This window comes from Methanogenium sp. S4BF, from assembly GCF_029633965.1.
GTDB lineage: Archaea > Halobacteriota > Methanomicrobia > Methanomicrobiales > Methanomicrobiaceae > Methanogenium.
This window is the reverse complement of the sequence record NZ_CP091277.1, coordinates 666,580-685,619: the sequence shown is the minus strand read 5'-3', so window position 1 is coordinate 685,619 and position 19,040 is coordinate 666,580. Positions and strand designations below refer to the sequence as shown.

The window sequence follows — 19,040 nt, the reverse complement described above, 5'->3', positions numbered from 1 at the left end:
CGCAATATATATGGGCATGGACGGGATCAGCAGTGAAGAGGGTGCGCTGGCGGTAAAGCTCGCACGAATGGTTCTTCTGGAAAACATTGGCGGTGAAACAATGCCGGAAGTTTCAATTCCGGCTTCGTTCCATGAAAAACGGGGTGTATTTGTCACTCTGACCCTCAACGGCCAGCTCAGGGGCTGTATTGGATATCCAAGACCGGTACTTTCACTTGCAGAAGCAATTCCCGGGGCCGCACTCTCTGCCGCACTCGAAGATCCACGTTTTCCACCCGTACGCGCCGACGAACTTCCCGAAATTTCAATAGAGGTAACGGTACTCACACCCCCCGTTCTTATTTCATCACCGCCTGCCTCACGTCCGGAGGCGGTAATCGTTGGAAAACACGGGCTTATCATTGCAGGGTACGGAAGAAGTGGCCTTCTCCTTCCGCAGGTACCGGTCGAGTATCACTGGGACGCACGCACATTTTTAGATCAGGTCTGTGTCAAAGCAGGCCTTCCTCCCGGAACATGGAGAAGTAATGACACTGAACTATACACATTTGAAGGACAGATATTTTATGAGGAGGAACACACGTGATCACCTTTGAGAGCCAGCATAAAGACATATGGGCGAGGACGGGGAAACTCCGGGTCGGGGATAAAACCGCAAAAACACCCCTTCTTCTTCCGGTAATAAACCCCCACATCCAGTTAATCCCTGCTGAGGAGATGCAGAAGATGGGCGTTGAAGCGCTGATCACCAATGCATACATCTTCAGTAAAAGTGAGGAGTACCGGGAACGGGCAATCAATGAAGGTCTTCATTCCGTTCTCGGGTTTCAGGGGATCATCATGACGGATTCCGGTGCATTTCAGCAGTCTGTATACGGAGATGTGGCATTTTCAAATACTGATACCGTACAGTTTCAGCGCCGGATTGGGAGTGAAATAATTGTTCCCATGGACCTTGCTACCCCTCCTGACCGGGACCATGAAGGAGCAGCTGAGGAACTTGCTGTGACCATGCAGCGGATTCGCGAAGCGATGGAGATCATTGATGATGGTCATCTCGCAGCCCCGGTGCAGGGAGGCATCCATCCCGATCTCCGGAGGAGGGCAGGAGAGGAAGTCCGTGAAACCGGAGCCATATTCTGTCCTATTGGTGCTGTGGTGCCACTCATGGAGTCATATCGCTACCGCGATCTGGTAACGGTTGTGATGGCGGCAAAACAGACTCTCTCCCCCGGCTCATGCATCCACCTCTTCGGGGCAGGTCATCCGTCGATGTTTGCCCTTGCAGCAGCGATGGGATGTGATGTCTTTGATTCTGCCGCATATGCACTCTATGCCCGCGAAGGCCGATATATGACACCATCCGGGAGTTTTAAACTTGCTGAACTCAGTGAGCTCCCCTGTGCCTGTGAAGTCTGCCGCGCCCATACGGCACGTGAACTGCAGGCATCGCCGGATAAAGAGAAACTGCTTGCCAAACATAACCTCCTCGTGAGCCTTGCAGAGATTGCCCGCATCCGGCAGTGCATTCAGGATGGCACTCTCTGGGAGCTCGTGGACGAACGCTGCAGAAACCATCCCCGCCTGCTTGACGGCTACCGGGAACTGCTGAAATATTCAGAAGAACTCCTGACACGGGATTCGGTGACAAAACGCCGGTTTTTCTATCGGGGAAGCGAATCCTGCAGCCGGACTGAAGTGATACGATATCACGGGATGATTCCCCGGTTTTCCGTCGGAGAAGCCATCCATATCAGCCTGAATGATGAGGAAGGCCCTGCCGGTGCAACAGCATTCCGCTTTAAGCCCCCTTTCGGTCCGTATCCACCTGAACTGAGTGAAACATTCCCGATAGGTCAGAGCGAGATTCCGGAATGGGATGAAGATATGGTCAGAAGCGGGTGCAGGGGAATCATCGAACTTATTCATGCAAACCCCGGCATTCCGGTCACCATCAATGCAGGTGTGCGATGGAAACCGGTCATCGCAGATGCACTGCAGAATATGGAGAAATGCTATGAGTTTATTTGAGCGTATCATTCGTGACGGTCCGGGCCGGACGGGAAAATACCGTTCCGGAGACACAGGTGTGGCGACACCTGCTGTCATCAATCCACAGGAGATGTTTCCCGATTTATACAACCATCCGTTCGCAAATACCCCTCCTGAATTTCCGGATAAAATCCGGTGGCCAAAGCCAGTCCAGTATGAAGGTGTCCTGAATGCATTCGTCGGGGAGATGCCGGACGGCTCAGAGGAGTCAGCGGTAATCGTTCCGGGATGCCACATCCTCTTTGAAAACCCACGCCGGTTTACGGATCTTATAATTGACCTGAAAGAACGGTTCCCGATGGACACTGCCTGGTATGCACCGGCAAGTGCGCTGCCGTCGAATGTGTCCGTCCTCATCTACTGTGGATTTGATCTCTTTGATTACCGGGCAGTTGACCTGATGACGGTACGGGGAATGTTCTGCACGCCGGACGGTGAGTTTTCGTATGATGAGGTGCGTGATTCCGGTATCTGTTCATGTGATGGCTGCAGGAATGGCGATCTAAAACTGCATAACCGGACTGCACTCGATACAGAGATTGCATCCGCACGCTGGTTCATCCGCTCACACGTGTTCCGCGAATTTATAGAGAAACGGGTTCGGAATGCTGCCTGGCAGGTGGCTGTTATGCGCCTCCTCGATGCCGCATCCGCATACTCTGAACCGGTCATACCGATTGTACGGACCACACCATTCTCGGCAAACAGCGCAGACTCCCTGAAGCGAACAGAGGTCACGCGGTTTGTCAACCGGGTGATTGACCGGTTCATCCCGACCCGGACAGACACCGTGGTGCTTCTTCCCTGCTCTGCGCGCAAACCATATTCCCTCTCACAGAGCCACCGCAAATTCACGTTTGCCATCCAGAACAGGGCACATGAACTGATTCTGACCTCCCCTATGGGGATTGTGCCACGGGAGCTGGAGGCCATTTATCCGGCAGGCCATTATGACATTCCGGTCACCGGCTACTGGGACCGTGAGGAGCGGGAATTTATCTCGTCATCTCTTGCACGCTACTTTGAAAAACATCAGTTCGGAAGAATCATCGCGCATCTTGATGAAAAGACGCGTATCCTTGCAGAAGATGCGGCGAACCGTGTTGGTATGGAGATTGAATCCACCTGCGTCGGCGACCGCACGACATCTCCGGAATCCCTCAGGCGGCTCGAGGAAAGCCTGAAAGGGAACCGCAAGATGGGATCTGATGTTATCCGGGGAACACTCTCCTGGCAGTTTGATACAGATGTGGATACCAGCCGTCTGATGCTGAAGGGCCGCAGGGGCCGCCGGAAAGTGATGAGCGGACGTACCCAGCTATTCAGTATTGATGAATCCACCGGGCTGATGCGCCCCACAATGGAAGGCTGGGGTCTGATTGGTGACCGGTATCAGGTTCACATTGATGACTTCATCCCGCAGGGCGATGTACTTGCTCCCGGTGTACTGGATGCAGACCCTGCAATACGGGAAGGGGATGAGGTATTTGTCACCGGCCCCCGTGCGCAGGCAACCGGCAGGGCAGTCATGGGTGCCAAAGAGATGCTGCATTCAACTCGCGGTGTCGCAGTAAAGTTGCGTAAGGTAAAGAAGGGGTAACTCCCAATAATATTCACATTATTTGTATCTCCTGGAGATGGCGCTGTGTACAGGATAATTAAACGGAACCAAATAGCGGATAATATCTACGAATTCTGGATCAATGCACCCCATGTAACAAAAACGGGTCGTGCAGGACAGTTTGTCGTACTTCGTATTGATGAACACGGGGAGAGAATCCCCCTGACCATTTCGGCCACCCGCGGGGATGACGTCAGGATTGTCTTCATGACAATCGGCAAAACAACCCAGCAGCTGGCTGCTCTTCAGGAAGGAGAGAGTATCCGCGATATTGCCGGTCCCCTTGGCACACCGTCAGAGGTGAAAAAATGGGGCCGCTGTGCAGTCATCGGCGGCGGCGTCGGTATTGCCTGTCTCCCTATTCTCGCACGGGAATTAAAAGCTGCAGGAAATGAGGTCACCGGCATTATCGGTGCACGAAATGCAGGGCTTCTCCTGCTGGAAGATGAACTCCGCGAGGCATGTGACGAACTGGTCATCTGTACGGATGACGGTTCAAAAGGGCATCACGGATTCCCTGCTGATATCCTGAAGGAGAAGGTCGCTGCAAATGCACTGGATGCCGTCTGGATTATCGGCCCTGCTATTATGATGAAAATAACCTCGCTTGCAACACTCGATACCGGCATTAAGACCTTTGTCAGCCTGAATCCGATTATGGTTGACGGTACCGGCATGTGTGGTTCATGCCGGGTGACCGTCGGCGGCGAGACGAAATTTGCCTGCGTCGACGGCCCGGAATTTGATGCGCATCAGGTTGACTGGAACGAACTGATGAACCGTCAGCGCACATACAACCCACAGGAGAAGGAATCTTTGGAGCATTATCATGAACACAAATGCCGGTGTGGTGAGCATCAATGAACCGAAGACCTCCGGAAGAACGCATTCACGATTTTGAAGAGGTGGCGACAGGCCTTCCGGTACAGACCGCAGTATTTGAGGCACTGCGATGCATGGGATGCCCCCGTCCCCTCTGTGTAAACGGGTGCCCGGTCTCAATCGATATTCCCGGTTTCATCAATGCAATAGCCAATGAGGACTTCAGGACTGCTGCAAGAATTCTCAAACAGGACAATATGCTCCCTGCAATATGCGGCCGGGTCTGCCCTCAGGAGGCACAGTGCCAGGGCACCTGTATTCTCGGAAAGAAAGACAAGCCGGTGCGCATTGGAGCGCTTGAACGGTTTGTTGCAGACTGGGAGAGAGAGAATGGTGTTGAAGCGCCACAGACCGCACCGGCAACAGGCAAACGGGTGGCCGTTGTCGGGTCCGGTCCTGCCGGTATCACGGCAGCAACAGAATGCCTCCGTGCAGGCCACGAGGTCACCATCTTTGAGTCCCTGCATGAAGCAGGCGGGGTACTGACCTATGGCATTCCCGCATTCCGGATGCCAAAGGACATCGTCAGATTTGAGATCGACCAGGTCCTTGCCCTTGGTGCCGAACTGCGCCTGAACCATATCGTCGGAAGAAGTGTCCCGGTTGATGAACTGCTGGCCTATGACGCCGTATTCATCGGCACCGGTGCCGGTCTTCCCTACTTCATGGGTATTGAGGGCGAGAATTTCAGCGGAGTGTATTCGGCCAATGAATTTCTGACCCGCATAAACCTGATGCACGCCGATAAATTCCCGGAGTATGACACCCCGGTCATCCGCGGAAGCAGGGTGGCCGTGGTCGGCGGCGGCAATGTGGCAATGGACTCTGCCCGTGTCGCCCGCAGGCTCGGGGCAAAGGTATACCTCATCTACCGGCGGCGTGAAGAGGATCTGCCTGCCCGGCAGGAGGAAGTGGAAAACGCCATTGAGGAAGGGGTGGAGTTTGTCTGCTGTGCCAACCCGACCCGGATTCTGGGCGGTCCGGAAGTGCAGGGAATCGAGTGCAACCGGATGGACATGTGCGAGCTGGATGAGAGCGGCAGACCGGTTCCCCGTGCCTGCACCGGAGAGGGCAGCACATTCACCCTCGATGTGGATGTGGTCATCGAAGCAATCGGCCAGGGCCCGAACCCGCTTCTCGCAGGACTCATCCCCGGACTGAAACGGGGCAAACGCGGCAATATCGAAGTGGATGAAGACGGACGGACATCCATTTCGCATGTGTTCGCGGGCGGCGACATTGCAACCGGGGCCGCAACGGTCATCTGGGCGATGGGATCTGCGAAGAAGGCGGCGGGTACCATCAACCGTATGCTTGCCGGAACTGAGTAAGAATATTCATTTCATTTTTTTCGGAAAAAATAGGTTCTCCTGACTCTATTCACAGGACTCTTTGCTGTATTTTTTGGATAGATGTCTCCGTGTTTCTCTAATGGAATGGAGCGGCATAAAATAATCGTGCATTTTGCACGTACATTTGATTCTGCACTGAAAATTCGGACAAAAATTGTCCTTAATCCTTACAAATAACAGGACTGCCACATTCATTCCGACTATTTAGAGATCGGTAATTATCTCAGATCAACATACCCCCTCTCACCCGCCCGGCATACGCCGGGCTCCTCCTCTCCCCCCAGAGGGTGAGAGGCAGTTCATGTGACAGAACCCTGATTTAAATGTCACACATAACCCACAATATAAACAGGGGGATCAAATAACTGGAACATACAGAACCAGTGGACTATTTTTGCCCATCTCTCCTGCGATTCCATCGTACCTGGGGGGTGAGTCTTGCAGGGAAGGGAGCCATCACATGCGATTCTTCATAAACCGGCACGGACAAGAGTGAAAAATGAATTATTATAAATGGTGTTCTCTGCTCGACACAATCCGGGGAATCGTCCTGTGGAACAGGATTGAGGAATAATAATTCCTCAGATTACTTTGATTCCCTCATTATCCACTTTGGTTTCAAGGGCAATCTCTATCCCCAGTGGTTTCAGGACGGCCTCAACCTCTGCACGGGATGCTTCGGTTACAACAGCGATGGTGGGGCCGACTGAACTCATCGCCACAAACTCAAATCCTGCCTCCCTGAGATGACTCATATACTGGTAGATCATGAAACTGTTGTGCTCCACTTCCGCACGTTTTGAGCCCCGGAACTCGATCTCCCAGACGACATCTCCCGCACGCCGCAGGTCGTCATGAATCAGGGCGGGGATGAGGTCCATTAACACCAGATATGCCTTGAGTTCACGGTCCCGGTAATCCAGTACACGTGCCCGGTTCATCAGTACATTGAACTCACTCTCTCCTGCTGCTTCAGCCTCCACCGGAGGGATGATGATGAACACATTCTTGTCTTTGGCAAAGGGATGGCAGCAGATCAGGGTCAGTTCATCTCCCAGCACGGCCATTCCGCCGTAGGCGACAGCAGCAGGCCCGACGCCGGTCTCAAATCCCTGGACGACTTCGCCGGTCGCGGTCTCCTCAACATAATTGTGACCCACCAGAAGGCGCAGCTGTTTTGTTGTCAGAGGAGAGCCAATGGCTGTATTCACTGCATGCGCAACCGCCGTCAGCACGGATCCTGTTGATCCGAGGCCAACATGCTTTCGTTCATGGTCAACCACAGTGATGCTGAATCCGCCGGTATAGCCGGTGACCTTCTGGAGCACCGCCACCAGATGACGGAGCATCGGCACACGGGTATAGTGTATTTCCACACCGGATGGAATGCATTCAACGGTTGCGGTGGAATAGAGCTGAAGGGCAAATCCAAATCCGCCTCCTCCCGGCCTGTTGGGTGCAAACCGGTTCATATCGAGTACTGTCAGATGGATACGTGCAGGCACGCGGACGGTCACGGGTTTCTCAGATATCTCAAGTGGGTAGTCCTTCTCAAACCCTAGGGTATTGATGTAATCCCCTGGTGAGAACGGGGCGAAGTCATACTCGACAAGGTCGAGGTCTCCGCCCCGGATGGTCATTTTCGCCATAATGCCTCACGCCTTCCTGTCAAAGAAAATATTCTTCCCTGCCGCCCGGACGGGTATCGCGTATGCCACTGAACACCCTTCCAGCCAGCCAAGGCTCAGTGCCGCCACACCCGCTGAGTACATGATCCGGTTATCGAGGTTATGGATGGATGCGGTCTTCACGGCAGAGCCAACGGCAATACCCAGGTCTGCCATCTTGATGACACAATTTGGCCCGGAGAATGGCTGATTCTGGTCTCTTTCTGTCCATGCATCGGCCATCTCTTTGCAGGTGGCATAACCGCATCCGCCGCAGTTGAGGCCAAGTATGGTGCCCCCGGCGCATCCAAGGATCACGCATGCATCAGCGGACGTAACATTCCCGGCATCACGGATGAAAAAGCCAACGCCGTCACGTTCCCCAATCCGTTTCATCTCATCAGAAAGGATTGCCAGTTCATTCCCTGTCTTCACAACTGCTGTGACAGAATCAGTTCCTTTCCCTTTCGGGGCGGTCCGTGCAGAGAGGACCATCAGGTCTGCGACCATTCCTGCCGCACGGGTTTCAGGATTCATATCAGATATGAGCAGAACCCGTAATAAAAAGCCTCCTATCCGGAATATTTTCGTTTAAATAAAGAGACTAAAAACCATGATGCATTGTATCCATTATTTTCAATGATATCTTTTGGGAATGGCGGGAACAGAAAAGTCCAGATCAAAACAATGGAAAGGGGGTGAAAACAGAAAAATTCCCCCTCTCACCCGCCCGGCATACGCCGGGCCCCTCCTCTTCCCAGAGGGAGAGCCAGTTCATGGGATGGAACGGGTTAATTGAATGGCATTACAAATCGCAAAAAGAAAATTGCAGTTTGTGTCAGATAATCTGATGCCAGAATAATCTCAATAAATATTTTTGTATGAGGTAAAAGCAGGATATTTACTGGTATTCACGTTTTGAATACTGGCACTCATCGGAGTCCCCGCCCTTTCGTACGATATGTATCCATTCACGGAGGGATTTTATGGTCCCGAACTGATCATATCGGCGCATGGAGAAGGCGACCCGCATCTTTGGACAGAAACGGACAGCTCCTTCATGGACAATCCGCCGCGCAATCTCCAGGTCGTCTCCTGCGTCGCAGACTTTGTACCCGCCAATCTTCAGGAAGGCTGCTTTCCGGAATGCCGTGTTACATCCCAGTGTGTAATAGAGCATCTTTGTGTAATATCCAAGCCGGGAGAAGGTATTCGCGAGGCCCAGATTGATCTGGTTCTTTATGCCTTCCTCAAGCGGGTAGACGGTCCCGTAAATGGCTGCCGCTTCCGGATGGGCTGCAAATTCGTTATAGACTGTCTCGATCCATTCCGGAGGCAGGACGCAGTCCCCATCGGTGGTGGCGATGATATCAGCTGTTGCAAGGTCGGCGCCGTCATTTCGTGCACCTCCTACCTTCGCACGGGTCTGGATGATTACCTGGTCTGCATACTTCCGGGCAATATCACGCGTGCTGTCCTTTGAATTGCCGTCAACCACGATGAGTTCGTAATCTGTTCGGTTCATCGTCTGGTTACAGAGTGATTCAAGGCACCTGCCGATATTTTTCTCTTCGTTGTATGTCGGAATAACTACTGAAACTTTCATGGTCAGCCACCGGTGATATTGCAGAATTGCAGAATACCGTGGGTATATATTGCCGGTAAAAATACTTGAACGTGTGGAAGGGGTTATATTACGGGTGACAGGCACCAGATGTACTATGCTGTTTGCTCTTTCTCTCCTGAAACTGCGGTGAAACGATCCACGTTATTTTTGGTAAAATCCCGGAATATGGTTAAACAACGCATAAATAACCCATAATATGCTCTTCGTATTGGAAAAACACGTCCACACAGAAGCCCTGAGGTGGCAGATCTCAACCGGAGAAAGCCTGTAGATCCTCTCAAAAATATCTGCCAATGGCGACCTTCAGTAGTTCGCAATTATTCATCATTTTAGCAAATAGGCGGCATTACATCCGTATTTTTACGAGTAGGAAAAGAGGGCTCTAAATACGTCCATTCTACCCCCAATTCTCCAAAACATGAGTCTAAAAGGGGGAGGCATATAATCCGGTTCCAGCTGTGCCTGTGGCATTGCTGACCATGTCTGCAATGATTTTGACGATGCCATCACTGGGCAGTTATACTTAAATATTACCTCTTTAAATTAAAGGCACAGCTAAACAGGGAATGAGCCGGCAGAACCAGACAGAGGATACCAAAAATCCCGGAGATATTTCACAGAAGTGTGGAATCTGGATGGAAGCCATTACCCACGGATCACCAATCCCCCAGTTTGCTATAGACAGCAACCACCGGGTTATCTACTGGAACAAGGCCCTTGAAATATACAGTGGGATAAAAGCCGAAGAAGTGGTTGGAACAAAAAGCCATTGGAAAGCGATTTATCCGTATGAAAGACCATCAATGGCGGATTTACTGGTTGACGGGCTGGAAAGCCGGATTCCGGAATTGTATGACGAAAAAAAGAGAAAAATACCCTTTATCAAAGGCACCCACGATGGAACCTTTTTTTCCCGGGCATGGGAGAATCAGGAGTCTGGCTCCACCTCACTGTCTCTCCCATCAGAGATGAAAGGGGCAGGATAATCGGTGCCGTAGAAACGCTCGAAGACATCACCGAACTCAAAGAGACAGAGGGGAAACTCAGGGAGGGCGAGGCTTATATCAGGAAAGTCCTTGATAATCTGCCAATCGGTGTCTCAGTACATTCTGTCGATCCAAATGTTTCATTTAAGTATTTCAATGAAATTTTTCTGAAAATCTACCGGACTACTGCAGAGGCTCTTTATCGCCGGACTTATTCTGGGATATGGTGTATGAGGACCCGTTCTTTCGTGAAGAAATAAAGCAAAGAGTTCTCGAGGATTCTGCCAGCGGCGATCCTGACAAAATGCACTGGGAAGACATCCCCATTACCCGTTTGGGAGATGAGACAACCTTCGTCAGTGCGATGAATATCCCTATTCCGGGAAAAAACCTCGTTATGTCAACAGTATGGGATGTAACCAAACGCAAAATGGCGGAGAATAGACTAAAAACAAGCCAGCTCAGGCTTGAGGAGGCGATGAATCCGGCACACATCGCGAACTGGGAATTTGATGTCACAATGGGTATGTTTACCTTTAATAACCTGTTCTACGCTCTTTATGGCACGACAGCGGAACGCGAAGGCGGCAACCGGATGTCATTAGAGGATTATGCCCAAAGATTCGTTCACCCGGATGACAGGCACTTCATGACAGAAGAATTACAAAAAGCCACAGAGGCCACAGACCCCGGATACATATCAAAATTAGAGTACCGGATCATCCGCAGGAATGGTGACATGAGATATACTGTCGTAAGTCTGGGAACGATACAGGACAAAAACGGCAGGACGATAAGAATCCACGGTGCGAACCAGGACCTCACTATACGCAGAAAAGCGCAGGAAGCTCTTTGTGTGGCAAATAAAAAACTTCAGATGCTCTCCTCCATAACAAGGCACGATATCCTGAACCTGATTATGGTAGTCCGTGGCTATATTCAATTGTCAGAGGATACTGAGGACAAAACCGTTCTGAAAAAATATATTTTAAAAGAGAAAGAAGCCGTGGACGCTATTCATCCGTCAGATCGAGTTTACGCAGTATTATCAGGATATCGGAATGAAGGAGCCGAAATGGCAGAATCCCGGTGAAATTGTTGACGAGGTTTCAGGATCTCTGAATATAGAAGGTATCCGGCTGAATAATTCTCTGAAAGGAGTTGAAGTCTTCGCCGACCCCCTTATCGGGAAGGTATTTTATAATCTGATTGAAAACTCAGTCCGCCACGGCGAACACGTAACCGCCATCTCTCTCATACTCGGAAACTGATGCAGGACTCATGATTACCTATCTCGACAACGGTGTGGGGATTACAGAAATTGACAGGAAGAATCTTTTTCAAAAAGATTATGGCAAACATACCGGGCTTGGCCTGTTCCTTTCCCGTGAGATCCTGTCCATAACCGACATCACCATTCCGGAAAACAGCATTTCGGGAGAAGGTATCAGATTTGAAATTACCTTCCCGAAAGGAAATTACCGGTTTCATTCGGATTACGATTGAAATTATTGTATATACGGATTATACATCCCATTCGGAAGGATTCGGGGCGGATAGTTTAGCTTATATCATTTTTCCGGAGGAAAGTTTGACATGATTATCCCATATTTCCTGATGCACAGAATTTTAGTTTCCGGAAAACCGGCTAATATCGTAATTGTGCCCGACGGCATTCCAACTGATATCATTTGGTCATGCAGGCAGAATGTACGAATTCTCATTGAGGAGGGTGGGTGGTTTTTATTTGTCAGGCCGTTGTGACCCGCTGATCCGGATAAAAGATAAACGGATATTTTATCGCATTTTATTCCTTCTTCAGCGTCATAACAATAACAATGATAAACATCAGGATAACAAAACAGGAAACATACAATCCGGTTCCTGTAGCACCGGCTGCAATATTATAGATACTCGCAATAATTGCAACAAGACCTCCGACAAAAATAACAAGCTCTCTTGCTGTATACGTCATAAAAATTGTTTCACACAGAATTTATTTATGCATACCGTTATGAATGGCTTTATAGCGACCTTTTTTTGAAACGGTGACAAAATGGGAGTTCACTCCACAAAACCTGTGGTTTTTTGGTTCTCAAAAAAGCGCTGCGATTTAGCCACAACCTATAATGTCACACCAATCAGAAATGGATGCACGTGACAATAGAGCAAAAAATTGCATCCCTTTTTCAGATGGATGATGAGACATGGGCCCGGCATGCAAACCCATGGAGTCATCTGGACGTGGATAAACCCGCGTCTCTTTAAAAAGCCAGAATCAACGGATAACTGGGCGTCCATGGCTGTGCTTGGCGAACGGGTCTGGATGAACAGAAAAGAGATCCCCATACCAGAACATCATAGGCTTGCGCCGAATATTCTCTCGTCTCTCTCCGGCATAGGGGCATTGTTTGTTATCTGGGGCGTATTTAGCCTCGAAGTCTGGCCAACCCTGTTTGGTGCGGTTGTCGTTTATCTGAGCAAACTGTGGTTTTTGGACCGGATGGCATGGCTGTATCAGGATATGAAGGACGCGGCACCCGAATACACCGGCTGGATGTATGGTTCGGATGCATAAATACTGTTTATACAAAAAAAGAACAAAAAATTTTAATCCTATTTTCTAAATAGATCCGGGTTTTGCCTCTGGATCAACCAGCGCCTTACAAACAATGCCCCTATGATAGTGATAATCGCACCGATAACTCCGACAACAATCATCATCAGAGGCATCCCCCCATCCGGAGATGTAACTGGCGTAGGTAGTGCTACGGTCGGCGTCAGGGTTGTAGTATTTGCAACGGGTGATGAGGAAACGGGTGTGGGTGTATTTGTTACTGAGGCCGTTACCGCCGCCAATGTGGTTGGAATGGGAGTAACCGTTCCCATATCCGTGCCATCTTTCTGGTATGCAATCGCAAAATACGAGAATGTCGGCGTTGTCGAACGGTAACGAACATTCCCACCGATCTGTGATACAAACTGGGTATTGAGTGTCTGCCACTGCCCTTCCACATTATGCATCATAACGATATCTTCAACGGAAAACCCATGCTCGGTAAGCCATGATAGCGGGATATTGAAATCCAGAGTCGTCTGGTTGACGACTCCGGTTATCGTACTCGAGGTTATTGACATGTACTGGTATATGGTCGTGGGTGGGGCAGCCATTGTTGCAGGCAGGGTACTACGGGGGATGGCCGTGATTACAAGGTTCTTTCCAAGATCAGTTCCTGTCATCTCAGCGCGGGTTACTGCCGATCCGCCACCGACATTGATGATTTCTGTCCGGGTTGGACCAGGAGGTCTGACAAAGGTTTCATCACTGGAATCATAGTATGGAGTCGGAATCGGCACACTAGATTTTACTTGTTTGACCAGTTCTGCATTGTATGAACCATTCGGCAATGGGGACAGCGGATTGTCGAATATCTCCTGGGCGGCGACACCATAAAAACGCGATTTCGCCGCAAGTGACCCGTCACTAACCGCCGGATCAACGTTGGTTATAATGATTGAAATTGTCTCATCGCTGTTGCGGAAAATCTCAAACGTGCGGTACTGCTGAGGATAATCCCGTAATGATGAAGTCTGAACCTCCCAGAACCCGAATTCCGGATAGCTTGGATCCGGTGATGGAAATGCGGATACCGTATTCTGATGAAGATGTCCAGATATCCACAATATGAAGTTCGGGTAGGTATGAAGTTTGTCAATTATCTCTGTTTCGCTTTTATACGAATAAATGCTCCAGCCTGCCATTTCACCCGGATCTAAGACTCCTATCGGTACATGCGCAGCGATTATCATGAGCTTCCCTTCACGCTGACCGTTATCAAGTTCGTTTACCAGCCAGTCATACCGTTTCTTATCAAGAGTGCCATGTCCATATCCGAGAGAATTGGGATCTTCGGGATCGCTATCGGTCTGGGTATCATCAAGCACAATAACCTTGATCGGTATGTCCGAAACTGGTTCGAACGAATAGCAGGCAAATCCTGCTGCTACATCAGATTGATTGAACCCGTGTCCCTGGGGACTTGTTGTGGTATTAAAAAATTCGTTCATCCATTCGGATACGGTGAATGAATGGCGGTTCGGATCGGCTGCAAGTACCTTCGGAGGGGTGATGGGAAAGGTACTGTTCGGGCCAACACCGAAAACCGTAGCATTGGGTGTGGAACCGTTGATGGAACCCATATAGAAACCACGGGAGTTCATGCCGTGAGAGTTGGTGAATACATCTCCCAGGTTGAGGATATCAAGGCCGATCATCGTCTGTCGGGAATAATCATCCTGTGGCAGGAAACCTGTCCAGAAATGATCGTGGTTGCCGAGCGTCTGGTACCACTTGATTGATGGATTAATTCCCGCCGCCTGGAATTCATCCTGGTAATCATTGTGTGTTCCGTTGACCGGATCATCTTTTACACCGGAATCGGGGTCTACCAACTGCCCGTCGATGACATCGATATACCATCGCAATTCGTTGTACTGATTGCTGTTGGCTGCATCGCCAAGTGAGATACCGAAATCAAACGGCTTTTGCAGGTGCTGGGCGTTTATTGTCTGAACGGCTGCGTCTAAAACCTGTGTCGTTAAGGACATAACCGGTGAATATCCCGAAGAAACAGTGCCGTAGATGCCAAAGAATATCGCTGAAGCAGCAGTTTCTTCATCGGTTATATGGATATCGGATATGGTAAAAAAATTGAGAAGTTTTGCCGTATGGTTAACTGAAGATCCGGTATATCCGGATGGCATAAGATCCAATCTTTTTTCATGGCTCAGCTTCGGGCCATACTGCCAGACACCATAACCATACGAAGTATAATTTGCAATATCATCACTACGAAGAAGTGAGGGAGAGTCCGTAGGAACGGGAACAATGTCAACAGTCCTGTTGGCAGTTGTTAACACCGTGGAATTTATTGGATAACTGGGTGTACTCGCCGCAACGATTGTCACGGATACCAACATACATAAAATAATTACCGAGAGAATTTTGCGTCCCGCCATATAATAAAGATCTGTTAGGAAACTGGATATATATTCGGAATTGGTTCTTCGTGAACCATTTGAAAAATTTTTAATTTGCTTCATTTTTTGTTCCAGGTGTTTTGGATAAATGCAGGTGCCAGATAATCCCGGAGTAAAGCCGGATTTTTCGCATTTCTTCTTTGCCCATTCGGGCACCTCACTCTGGACAGCCGGCAACCATGGTCCCGTTCTTTCCCCATCTTTGCAACATTTCCCGACCAGGAGTATGCCCGGAAGATAGGAAAGGGAAGGAGGGGGCAGGCTTTCGTTAAACGAACAGGGGGAGAACGAAGCAACAGAGAGAGCTGTTGTGAGATATATACAGAAAGGCTAGCAGTGATCCTGTCGTCAAATTGCGGCAGGTACATAGCATTAAACCATTATAGAGTGATATTCACAAAATTTCTATGGTGTATATACCCGGATGAGATGGAGATGAAATCGTATGCAAAAAAAGGGTAAAGTAATACGTAATATTCTGGTAATCTGCGTGGTCCTCATCGGATGTTCTTTTCTTGCAGGATGTACCCAACAGGAATCAGAACCCGATGTTGTAAAGACTGACGCCGGATATATTTCAGGACTACAGCAGGACGACCTCCGGATTTTTTTAGGTATCCCGTTTGCGGCTCCTCCGACCGGAGACTTGCGGTGGAAACCGCCTGCACCTGTACAGCCATGGGAAGGCGTTAAGGAGACAAGGGTGTTTTCACCGGCCTGCCCCCAGCCGGCCGCTGCGGATTCCGGAGTTTCTCTCAATATGAGCGAGGACTGCCTGTACCTCAATGTCTGGACCCCGGCAAAGAGTGCTGATGAAAAACTGCCGGTAATGATCTTTTTCTATGGAGGGGCATTCGGAAAGATTGCCGGCTCCATGCCGCTGTATAACGGCACCGCCCTTGCAGAGAAAGGAGTCATTGTCGTCACGACCAATTACCGGGTTGGGGCTCTTGGGTTCCTTGCCCATCCCCAACTGACACGTGAGTCACCGAATAACAGTTCGGGAAATTACGGGCTTCTCGATCAGATTGCCGCTATGCAGTGGGTCCGGAAAAACATCGGGGCGTTTGGCGGCGACCCGTCCCGCGTGACCATATTCGGGCAATCAGCAGGAGGGGAGAGTGTTCTTATCCATCTTATCAGCCCGCAGAGCAGGGGGCTCTACCAGCAGGCAATTGTCGAGAGCGGTACATTCTGGACAAACGGAGCGGAAATTGATTCTTTCAATACAAAAGCCGATGCCGAGCAGCTCGGGGAGACATACGCACAAAGCCTCGGGTATTCCGGCCCGGATGCGATTACACAAATGCGAAAGCTGAGTTTCCAGGATGTCGCCAATGCAACCCCCTGGCCGGCATCCCCTTTCCAGATGGTGAACAGCAGGCATTTCGAGCCAACGATTGACGGGTGGGTAATCCCTGATTCCCCGGACAACCTGTACCGTCTCCACCGTCAGAACCCGGTCCCCATCATCATCGGAAACAACGCTGATGACGGAACCACGCTTGCCGCAGATGCAAACATGACCGTTCCGGAATACCGGACATATATCCAGAACCGGTTCGGTGAGGATGCAGATAAGGTTCTGGTACAATATCCTGCCAGTTCAACCGCAGAAGTCCAGCTCCGGCTTGAGCAGATCATGACCGACTATGACTTCACAGATGCAGCGAAGTTTGTGGCGGGATCGATGGCAGATATCGAACCGAATACCTACCTGTACAGATATTCTTACGTACTTCCCGGACAGCCCTATGGGGCATTCCATGGCAGTGAGACCCTGCTGTTGTTTGGGGTTCCTATACAACGTGATCAGGCGACTGACTCGGTTGCCGATAACATGATAGATCTCTGGACACGATTTGCAAAAACGGGGGACCCGAACGGCGGTATGAATGTAACCTGGCCACAATACACCCGGGATGGAGGCCTGTATCTCGATATAGGGGATATCCCGACGGTGAAGAGCGACAATTAAGTCATTCTTTTTTCACATATTTTTAACAGCCTCAAACGGAAAGGAAAATCCTGTACATCCTGATGAAGAAGGTTTTTCAGAACGTCAATTGGAACGTAATTAATTAAACCTCCGTAGAATACACGATCGAAATCTGCCGGAGAATTTCATTGTTCAGGAGAGGCTGTTGCATGAACTGTTTGCTGTAGACAATGAGGACAATTGGAGTGCAAAATGACATCTGTTGTGTGTTTCATTGTCACCGAAGTATACCTTATTGCCATCATTTGCCAATAAAATTCATTCGTGCAACAGCCTCAGGAGCAGACATAAATTGGATTTTCTGAAACGAAGATCAATGAAAGGTATTCCATTAAAATACCAATTTATTCAAAAGAGGAAAAGGGAGCTGCCACCATGGAAGAAGAGATCATCAGATATGAGAATGTGTCCGTTGTATTTGATGGAAAGACCATCATCAAACAGTTTTCCCTTCCCGTATGCAAAGGGGATAAAGTCATACTCCGGGGACCATCGGGTTCCGGGAAATCAACTCTTCTGAAGATGGCACAGGGATATGCCAGACCTAATACCGGCACGGTTACGTACCGGACGCATGAGATTGATGCTGAGACAGCATGGAGAATACGGCAGGAAACCGCATACATATCACAGGATACCGATATCGGAGAGGGAGTTGTCAGGGAACTGATTGCAGGTGTCTTTGCATACGCTGCAAACACAACAATCCCGTATCAAAAATCCCTGAATCAGTATCTCAGCCTGTTTTCCTTGGACAAAACCATTCTCGACAAAGATTTCCGCTCGCTTTCCGGTGGGGAAAAACAGAGAATCGTCATTATCATCTCACTCCTGCTTGGACGAACGATATTTTTCCTTGATGAAATCACCGCAGCACTCGACGGCCGGATGAAACAGCAGGTTGCGGACTACTTTCTCTCCCATAATGAATGGACAGTCATTGCCATCTCACACGATGATGCCTGGTACCGGGAAGGGGTCCGCATCATTCCCATCGGAGGCACGAAACCATGACAACCCCTGTCATCCACCTCTCGGGCATTCTTTTCGCATTTCTCCTGCTCACAATTCCCGTATACATTATGTACAAAACCCGGCTTCCGATGATCCGGGAGACGGTCTGGTCATTCCTCCGGATGTCCGTTCAGCTTGCTCTTGCGGGAGTATTCCTGACAGTGCTCTTTGAGTATAACGACCCTCTTTTAAACGTCCTCTGGCTGTGTGTCATGATCACTGTTGCGGCATATGAGTCCGTGCGCAAACAGGAGTTAAATATCAAAAAGCTCTATCTGCCGACCTTTGCCGCCTTCGTCATCGCAGTCACACTATCGCTCATCTATTTTGAGACACTCATTCTCCAGGACGGCGGAATTTCCGAGGCACGGTTTCTAATACCCATCGCCGGCATGCTGCTGGGCAACTCGCTTGGAGGGACGATTATAGCGGTATCCCTCTTCTATAATGACCTGCGCAGAAATGAAAACCGCTACATCTCGGCACTTTCCTTCGGCGCCCAGCGAACAGAGGCGCTCCTTCCGCATTTCAGAACCGCACTGAAGTCCGCCCTCAAACCCTCTCTTGGGAATGTCGCTGTTATGGGCATTGTATTTCTCCCCGGCATGATGACCGGACAGCTGCTTGCAGGGCTCTCCCCGATGACTGCCATCTCATACCAGATTGTTTTGATGGTCACGATTTACTCGACCACAACCGTCTGCGTTACGCTTGCGATTATTCTTACATCCTTCATCAGCTTTGATGGGTATGGGATGCTCAAAAAAGAGATCTTTCTCAAAAAATAAGAGCCGGATTTT

Annotated in this window: 16 protein-coding genes and 2 pseudogenes; 13 read left to right on the top strand and 5 right to left on the bottom strand. The window is 49.8% G+C overall.

The window, feature by feature from the left end; translation table 11 throughout:
- Window positions 1-16 precede the first annotated feature (16 nt).
- From L1S32_RS03310 to gltA, 5 genes are read left to right on the top strand one after another with little or no spacing between them, the layout of a single operon-like run.
- Window positions 17-586 carry a TIGR00296 family protein gene (locus L1S32_RS03310; protein ID WP_278156117.1) on the top strand — a complete coding sequence of 190 codons (570 nt, stop codon included), beginning with the start codon at window positions 17-19 and terminating at the stop codon, window positions 584-586.
- Entirely contained in the window at window positions 583-2,031 is a 1,449-nt protein-coding gene (gene tgtA, locus L1S32_RS03305) for a tRNA guanosine(15) transglycosylase TgtA (RefSeq protein WP_278156115.1), read from the top strand. The genes L1S32_RS03310 and tgtA overlap by 4 nt, the downstream gene beginning before the upstream one ends.
- Window positions 2,018-3,652, top strand: a complete 1,635-nt coding sequence (gene arcS, locus L1S32_RS03300) for an archaeosine synthase subunit alpha (RefSeq protein ID WP_278156113.1) — start codon at window positions 2,018-2,020, stop codon at window positions 3,650-3,652. Before tgtA ends, arcS begins: the two co-directional genes overlap by 14 nt.
- A 45-nt stretch (window positions 3,653-3,697) precedes the next feature.
- Window positions 3,698-4,537: a sulfide/dihydroorotate dehydrogenase-like FAD/NAD-binding protein gene (locus L1S32_RS03295; RefSeq protein WP_278156112.1), complete on the top strand. Its 840-nt coding sequence runs from the start codon at window positions 3,698-3,700 to the stop codon at window positions 4,535-4,537.
- Window positions 4,534-5,886, top strand: a complete 1,353-nt coding sequence (gltA, locus tag L1S32_RS03290; RefSeq protein WP_278156110.1) for an NADPH-dependent glutamate synthase — start codon at window positions 4,534-4,536, stop codon at window positions 5,884-5,886. The genes L1S32_RS03295 and gltA overlap by 4 nt, the downstream gene beginning before the upstream one ends.
- A gap of 602 nt (window positions 5,887-6,488) precedes the next feature.
- On the opposite strand, the gene L1S32_RS03285 is transcribed toward gltA, so the two are convergent.
- From L1S32_RS03285 to L1S32_RS03275, 3 genes are all read right to left on the bottom strand, one after another.
- Window positions 6,489-7,556, bottom strand: a complete 1,068-nt coding sequence (locus L1S32_RS03285) for a GHMP kinase (RefSeq protein WP_278156108.1) — start codon at window positions 7,554-7,556, stop codon at window positions 6,489-6,491.
- A 6-nt stretch (window positions 7,557-7,562) separates the two neighbouring features.
- A complete protein-coding gene (locus L1S32_RS03280; protein ID WP_278156106.1) occupies window positions 7,563-8,111 on the bottom strand; it encodes a DUF2148 domain-containing protein in 549 nt (182 codons plus the stop codon).
- 364 nt (window positions 8,112-8,475) lie between these two features.
- Window positions 8,476-9,180: a glycosyltransferase family A protein gene (locus L1S32_RS03275; protein ID WP_278156104.1), complete on the bottom strand. Its 705-nt coding sequence runs from the start codon at window positions 9,178-9,180 to the stop codon at window positions 8,476-8,478.
- Window positions 9,181-10,117: 937 nt separating this feature from the next.
- Between L1S32_RS03275 and L1S32_RS03270 the strand changes: the two are divergent.
- From L1S32_RS03270 to L1S32_RS03255, 4 genes and pseudogenes are all read left to right on the top strand, one after another.
- Window positions 10,118-10,447, top strand: a pseudogene (locus L1S32_RS03270) (PAS domain S-box protein); the annotation flags it as partial.
- Entirely contained in the window at window positions 10,411-11,280 is an 870-nt protein-coding gene (locus tag L1S32_RS03265; RefSeq protein ID WP_278156102.1) for a PAS domain S-box protein, read from the top strand. The pseudogene L1S32_RS03270 and the gene L1S32_RS03265, both read left to right, overlap by 37 nt.
- The gene (locus tag L1S32_RS03260) at window positions 11,249-11,458 is read left to right on the top strand and encodes a hypothetical protein (RefSeq protein WP_278156099.1); all 210 of its coding nucleotides are present in this window, start codon (window positions 11,249-11,251) and stop codon (window positions 11,456-11,458) included. The genes L1S32_RS03265 and L1S32_RS03260 overlap by 32 nt, the downstream gene beginning before the upstream one ends.
- Before the next feature lie 10 nt (window positions 11,459-11,468).
- The gene (locus tag L1S32_RS03255) at window positions 11,469-11,693 is read left to right on the top strand and encodes an ATP-binding protein (RefSeq protein WP_278156097.1); all 225 of its coding nucleotides are present in this window, start codon (window positions 11,469-11,471) and stop codon (window positions 11,691-11,693) included.
- Window positions 11,694-11,994: 301 nt separating this feature from the next.
- On the opposite strand, the gene L1S32_RS03250 is transcribed toward L1S32_RS03255, so the two are convergent.
- Window positions 11,995-12,162, bottom strand: coding sequence for a hypothetical protein (locus tag L1S32_RS03250; protein WP_278156096.1), 168 nt, complete (start codon window positions 12,160-12,162; stop codon window positions 11,995-11,997).
- Window positions 12,163-12,338: 176 nt separating this feature from the next.
- Between L1S32_RS03250 and L1S32_RS03245 the strand changes: the two are divergent.
- Window positions 12,339-12,765 (top strand): annotated as a pseudogene (locus tag L1S32_RS03245) (DUF6653 family protein).
- A 38-nt stretch (window positions 12,766-12,803) separates the two neighbouring features.
- On the opposite strand, the gene L1S32_RS03240 reads toward L1S32_RS03245, so the two are convergent.
- On the bottom strand, window positions 12,804-15,383 hold the full coding sequence (locus tag L1S32_RS03240) for a TIGR03768 family metallophosphoesterase (RefSeq protein ID WP_278156092.1): 2,580 nt from the start codon (window positions 15,381-15,383) through the stop codon (window positions 12,804-12,806).
- 289 nt (window positions 15,384-15,672) lie between these two features.
- Between L1S32_RS03240 and L1S32_RS03235 the strand changes: the two genes are divergently transcribed.
- From L1S32_RS03235 to L1S32_RS03225, 3 genes are all read left to right on the top strand, one after another.
- Window positions 15,673-17,205 (top strand): carboxylesterase family protein, encoded by a 1,533-nt coding sequence (locus tag L1S32_RS03235; protein WP_278156090.1) that lies wholly within the window; start codon window positions 15,673-15,675, stop codon window positions 17,203-17,205.
- Between the two features lie 396 nt (window positions 17,206-17,601).
- Window positions 17,602-18,240 carry an ATP-binding cassette domain-containing protein gene (locus tag L1S32_RS03230; RefSeq protein ID WP_278156089.1) on the top strand — a complete coding sequence of 213 codons (639 nt, stop codon included), beginning with the start codon at window positions 17,602-17,604 and terminating at the stop codon, window positions 18,238-18,240.
- Entirely contained in the window at window positions 18,237-19,028 is a 792-nt protein-coding gene (locus L1S32_RS03225; protein WP_278156087.1) for an ABC transporter permease, read from the top strand. The genes L1S32_RS03230 and L1S32_RS03225 overlap by 4 nt, the downstream gene beginning before the upstream one ends.
- Window positions 19,029-19,040: the final 12 nt, after the last annotated feature.

Bases quoted from the DNA above. Each gene is read 5' to 3' on its own strand.
- L1S32_RS03310 (WP_278156117.1), top strand. From the start codon at position 17: ATGGACGGGATCAGCAGTGAAGAGGGTGCGCTGGCGGTAAAGCTCGCA.
- arcS (WP_278156113.1), top strand. From the start codon at position 2,018: ATGAGTTTATTTGAGCGTATCATTCGTGACGGTCCGGGCCGGACGGGA.
- gltA (WP_278156110.1), top strand. From the start codon at position 4,534: ATGAACCGAAGACCTCCGGAAGAACGCATTCACGATTTTGAAGAGGTG.
- L1S32_RS03285 (WP_278156108.1), bottom strand. From the start codon at position 7,556: ATGGCGAAAATGACCATCCGGGGCGGAGACCTCGACCTTGTCGAGTAT.
- L1S32_RS03280 (WP_278156106.1), bottom strand. From the start codon at position 8,111: ATGAATCCTGAAACCCGTGCGGCAGGAATGGTCGCAGACCTGATGGTC.
- L1S32_RS03275 (WP_278156104.1), bottom strand. From the start codon at position 9,180: ATGAAAGTTTCAGTAGTTATTCCGACATACAACGAAGAGAAAAATATC.
- L1S32_RS03265 (WP_278156102.1), top strand. From the start codon at position 10,411: ATGGTGTATGAGGACCCGTTCTTTCGTGAAGAAATAAAGCAAAGAGTT.
- L1S32_RS03260 (WP_278156099.1), top strand. From the start codon at position 11,249: ATGAAGGAGCCGAAATGGCAGAATCCCGGTGAAATTGTTGACGAGGTT.
- L1S32_RS03255 (WP_278156097.1), top strand. From the start codon at position 11,469: ATGATTACCTATCTCGACAACGGTGTGGGGATTACAGAAATTGACAGG.
- L1S32_RS03250 (WP_278156096.1), bottom strand. From the start codon at position 12,162: ATGACGTATACAGCAAGAGAGCTTGTTATTTTTGTCGGAGGTCTTGTT.
- L1S32_RS03235 (WP_278156090.1), top strand. From the start codon at position 15,673: ATGCAAAAAAAGGGTAAAGTAATACGTAATATTCTGGTAATCTGCGTG.
- L1S32_RS03230 (WP_278156089.1), top strand. From the start codon at position 17,602: ATGGAAGAAGAGATCATCAGATATGAGAATGTGTCCGTTGTATTTGAT.
- L1S32_RS03225 (WP_278156087.1), top strand. From the start codon at position 18,237: ATGACAACCCCTGTCATCCACCTCTCGGGCATTCTTTTCGCATTTCTC.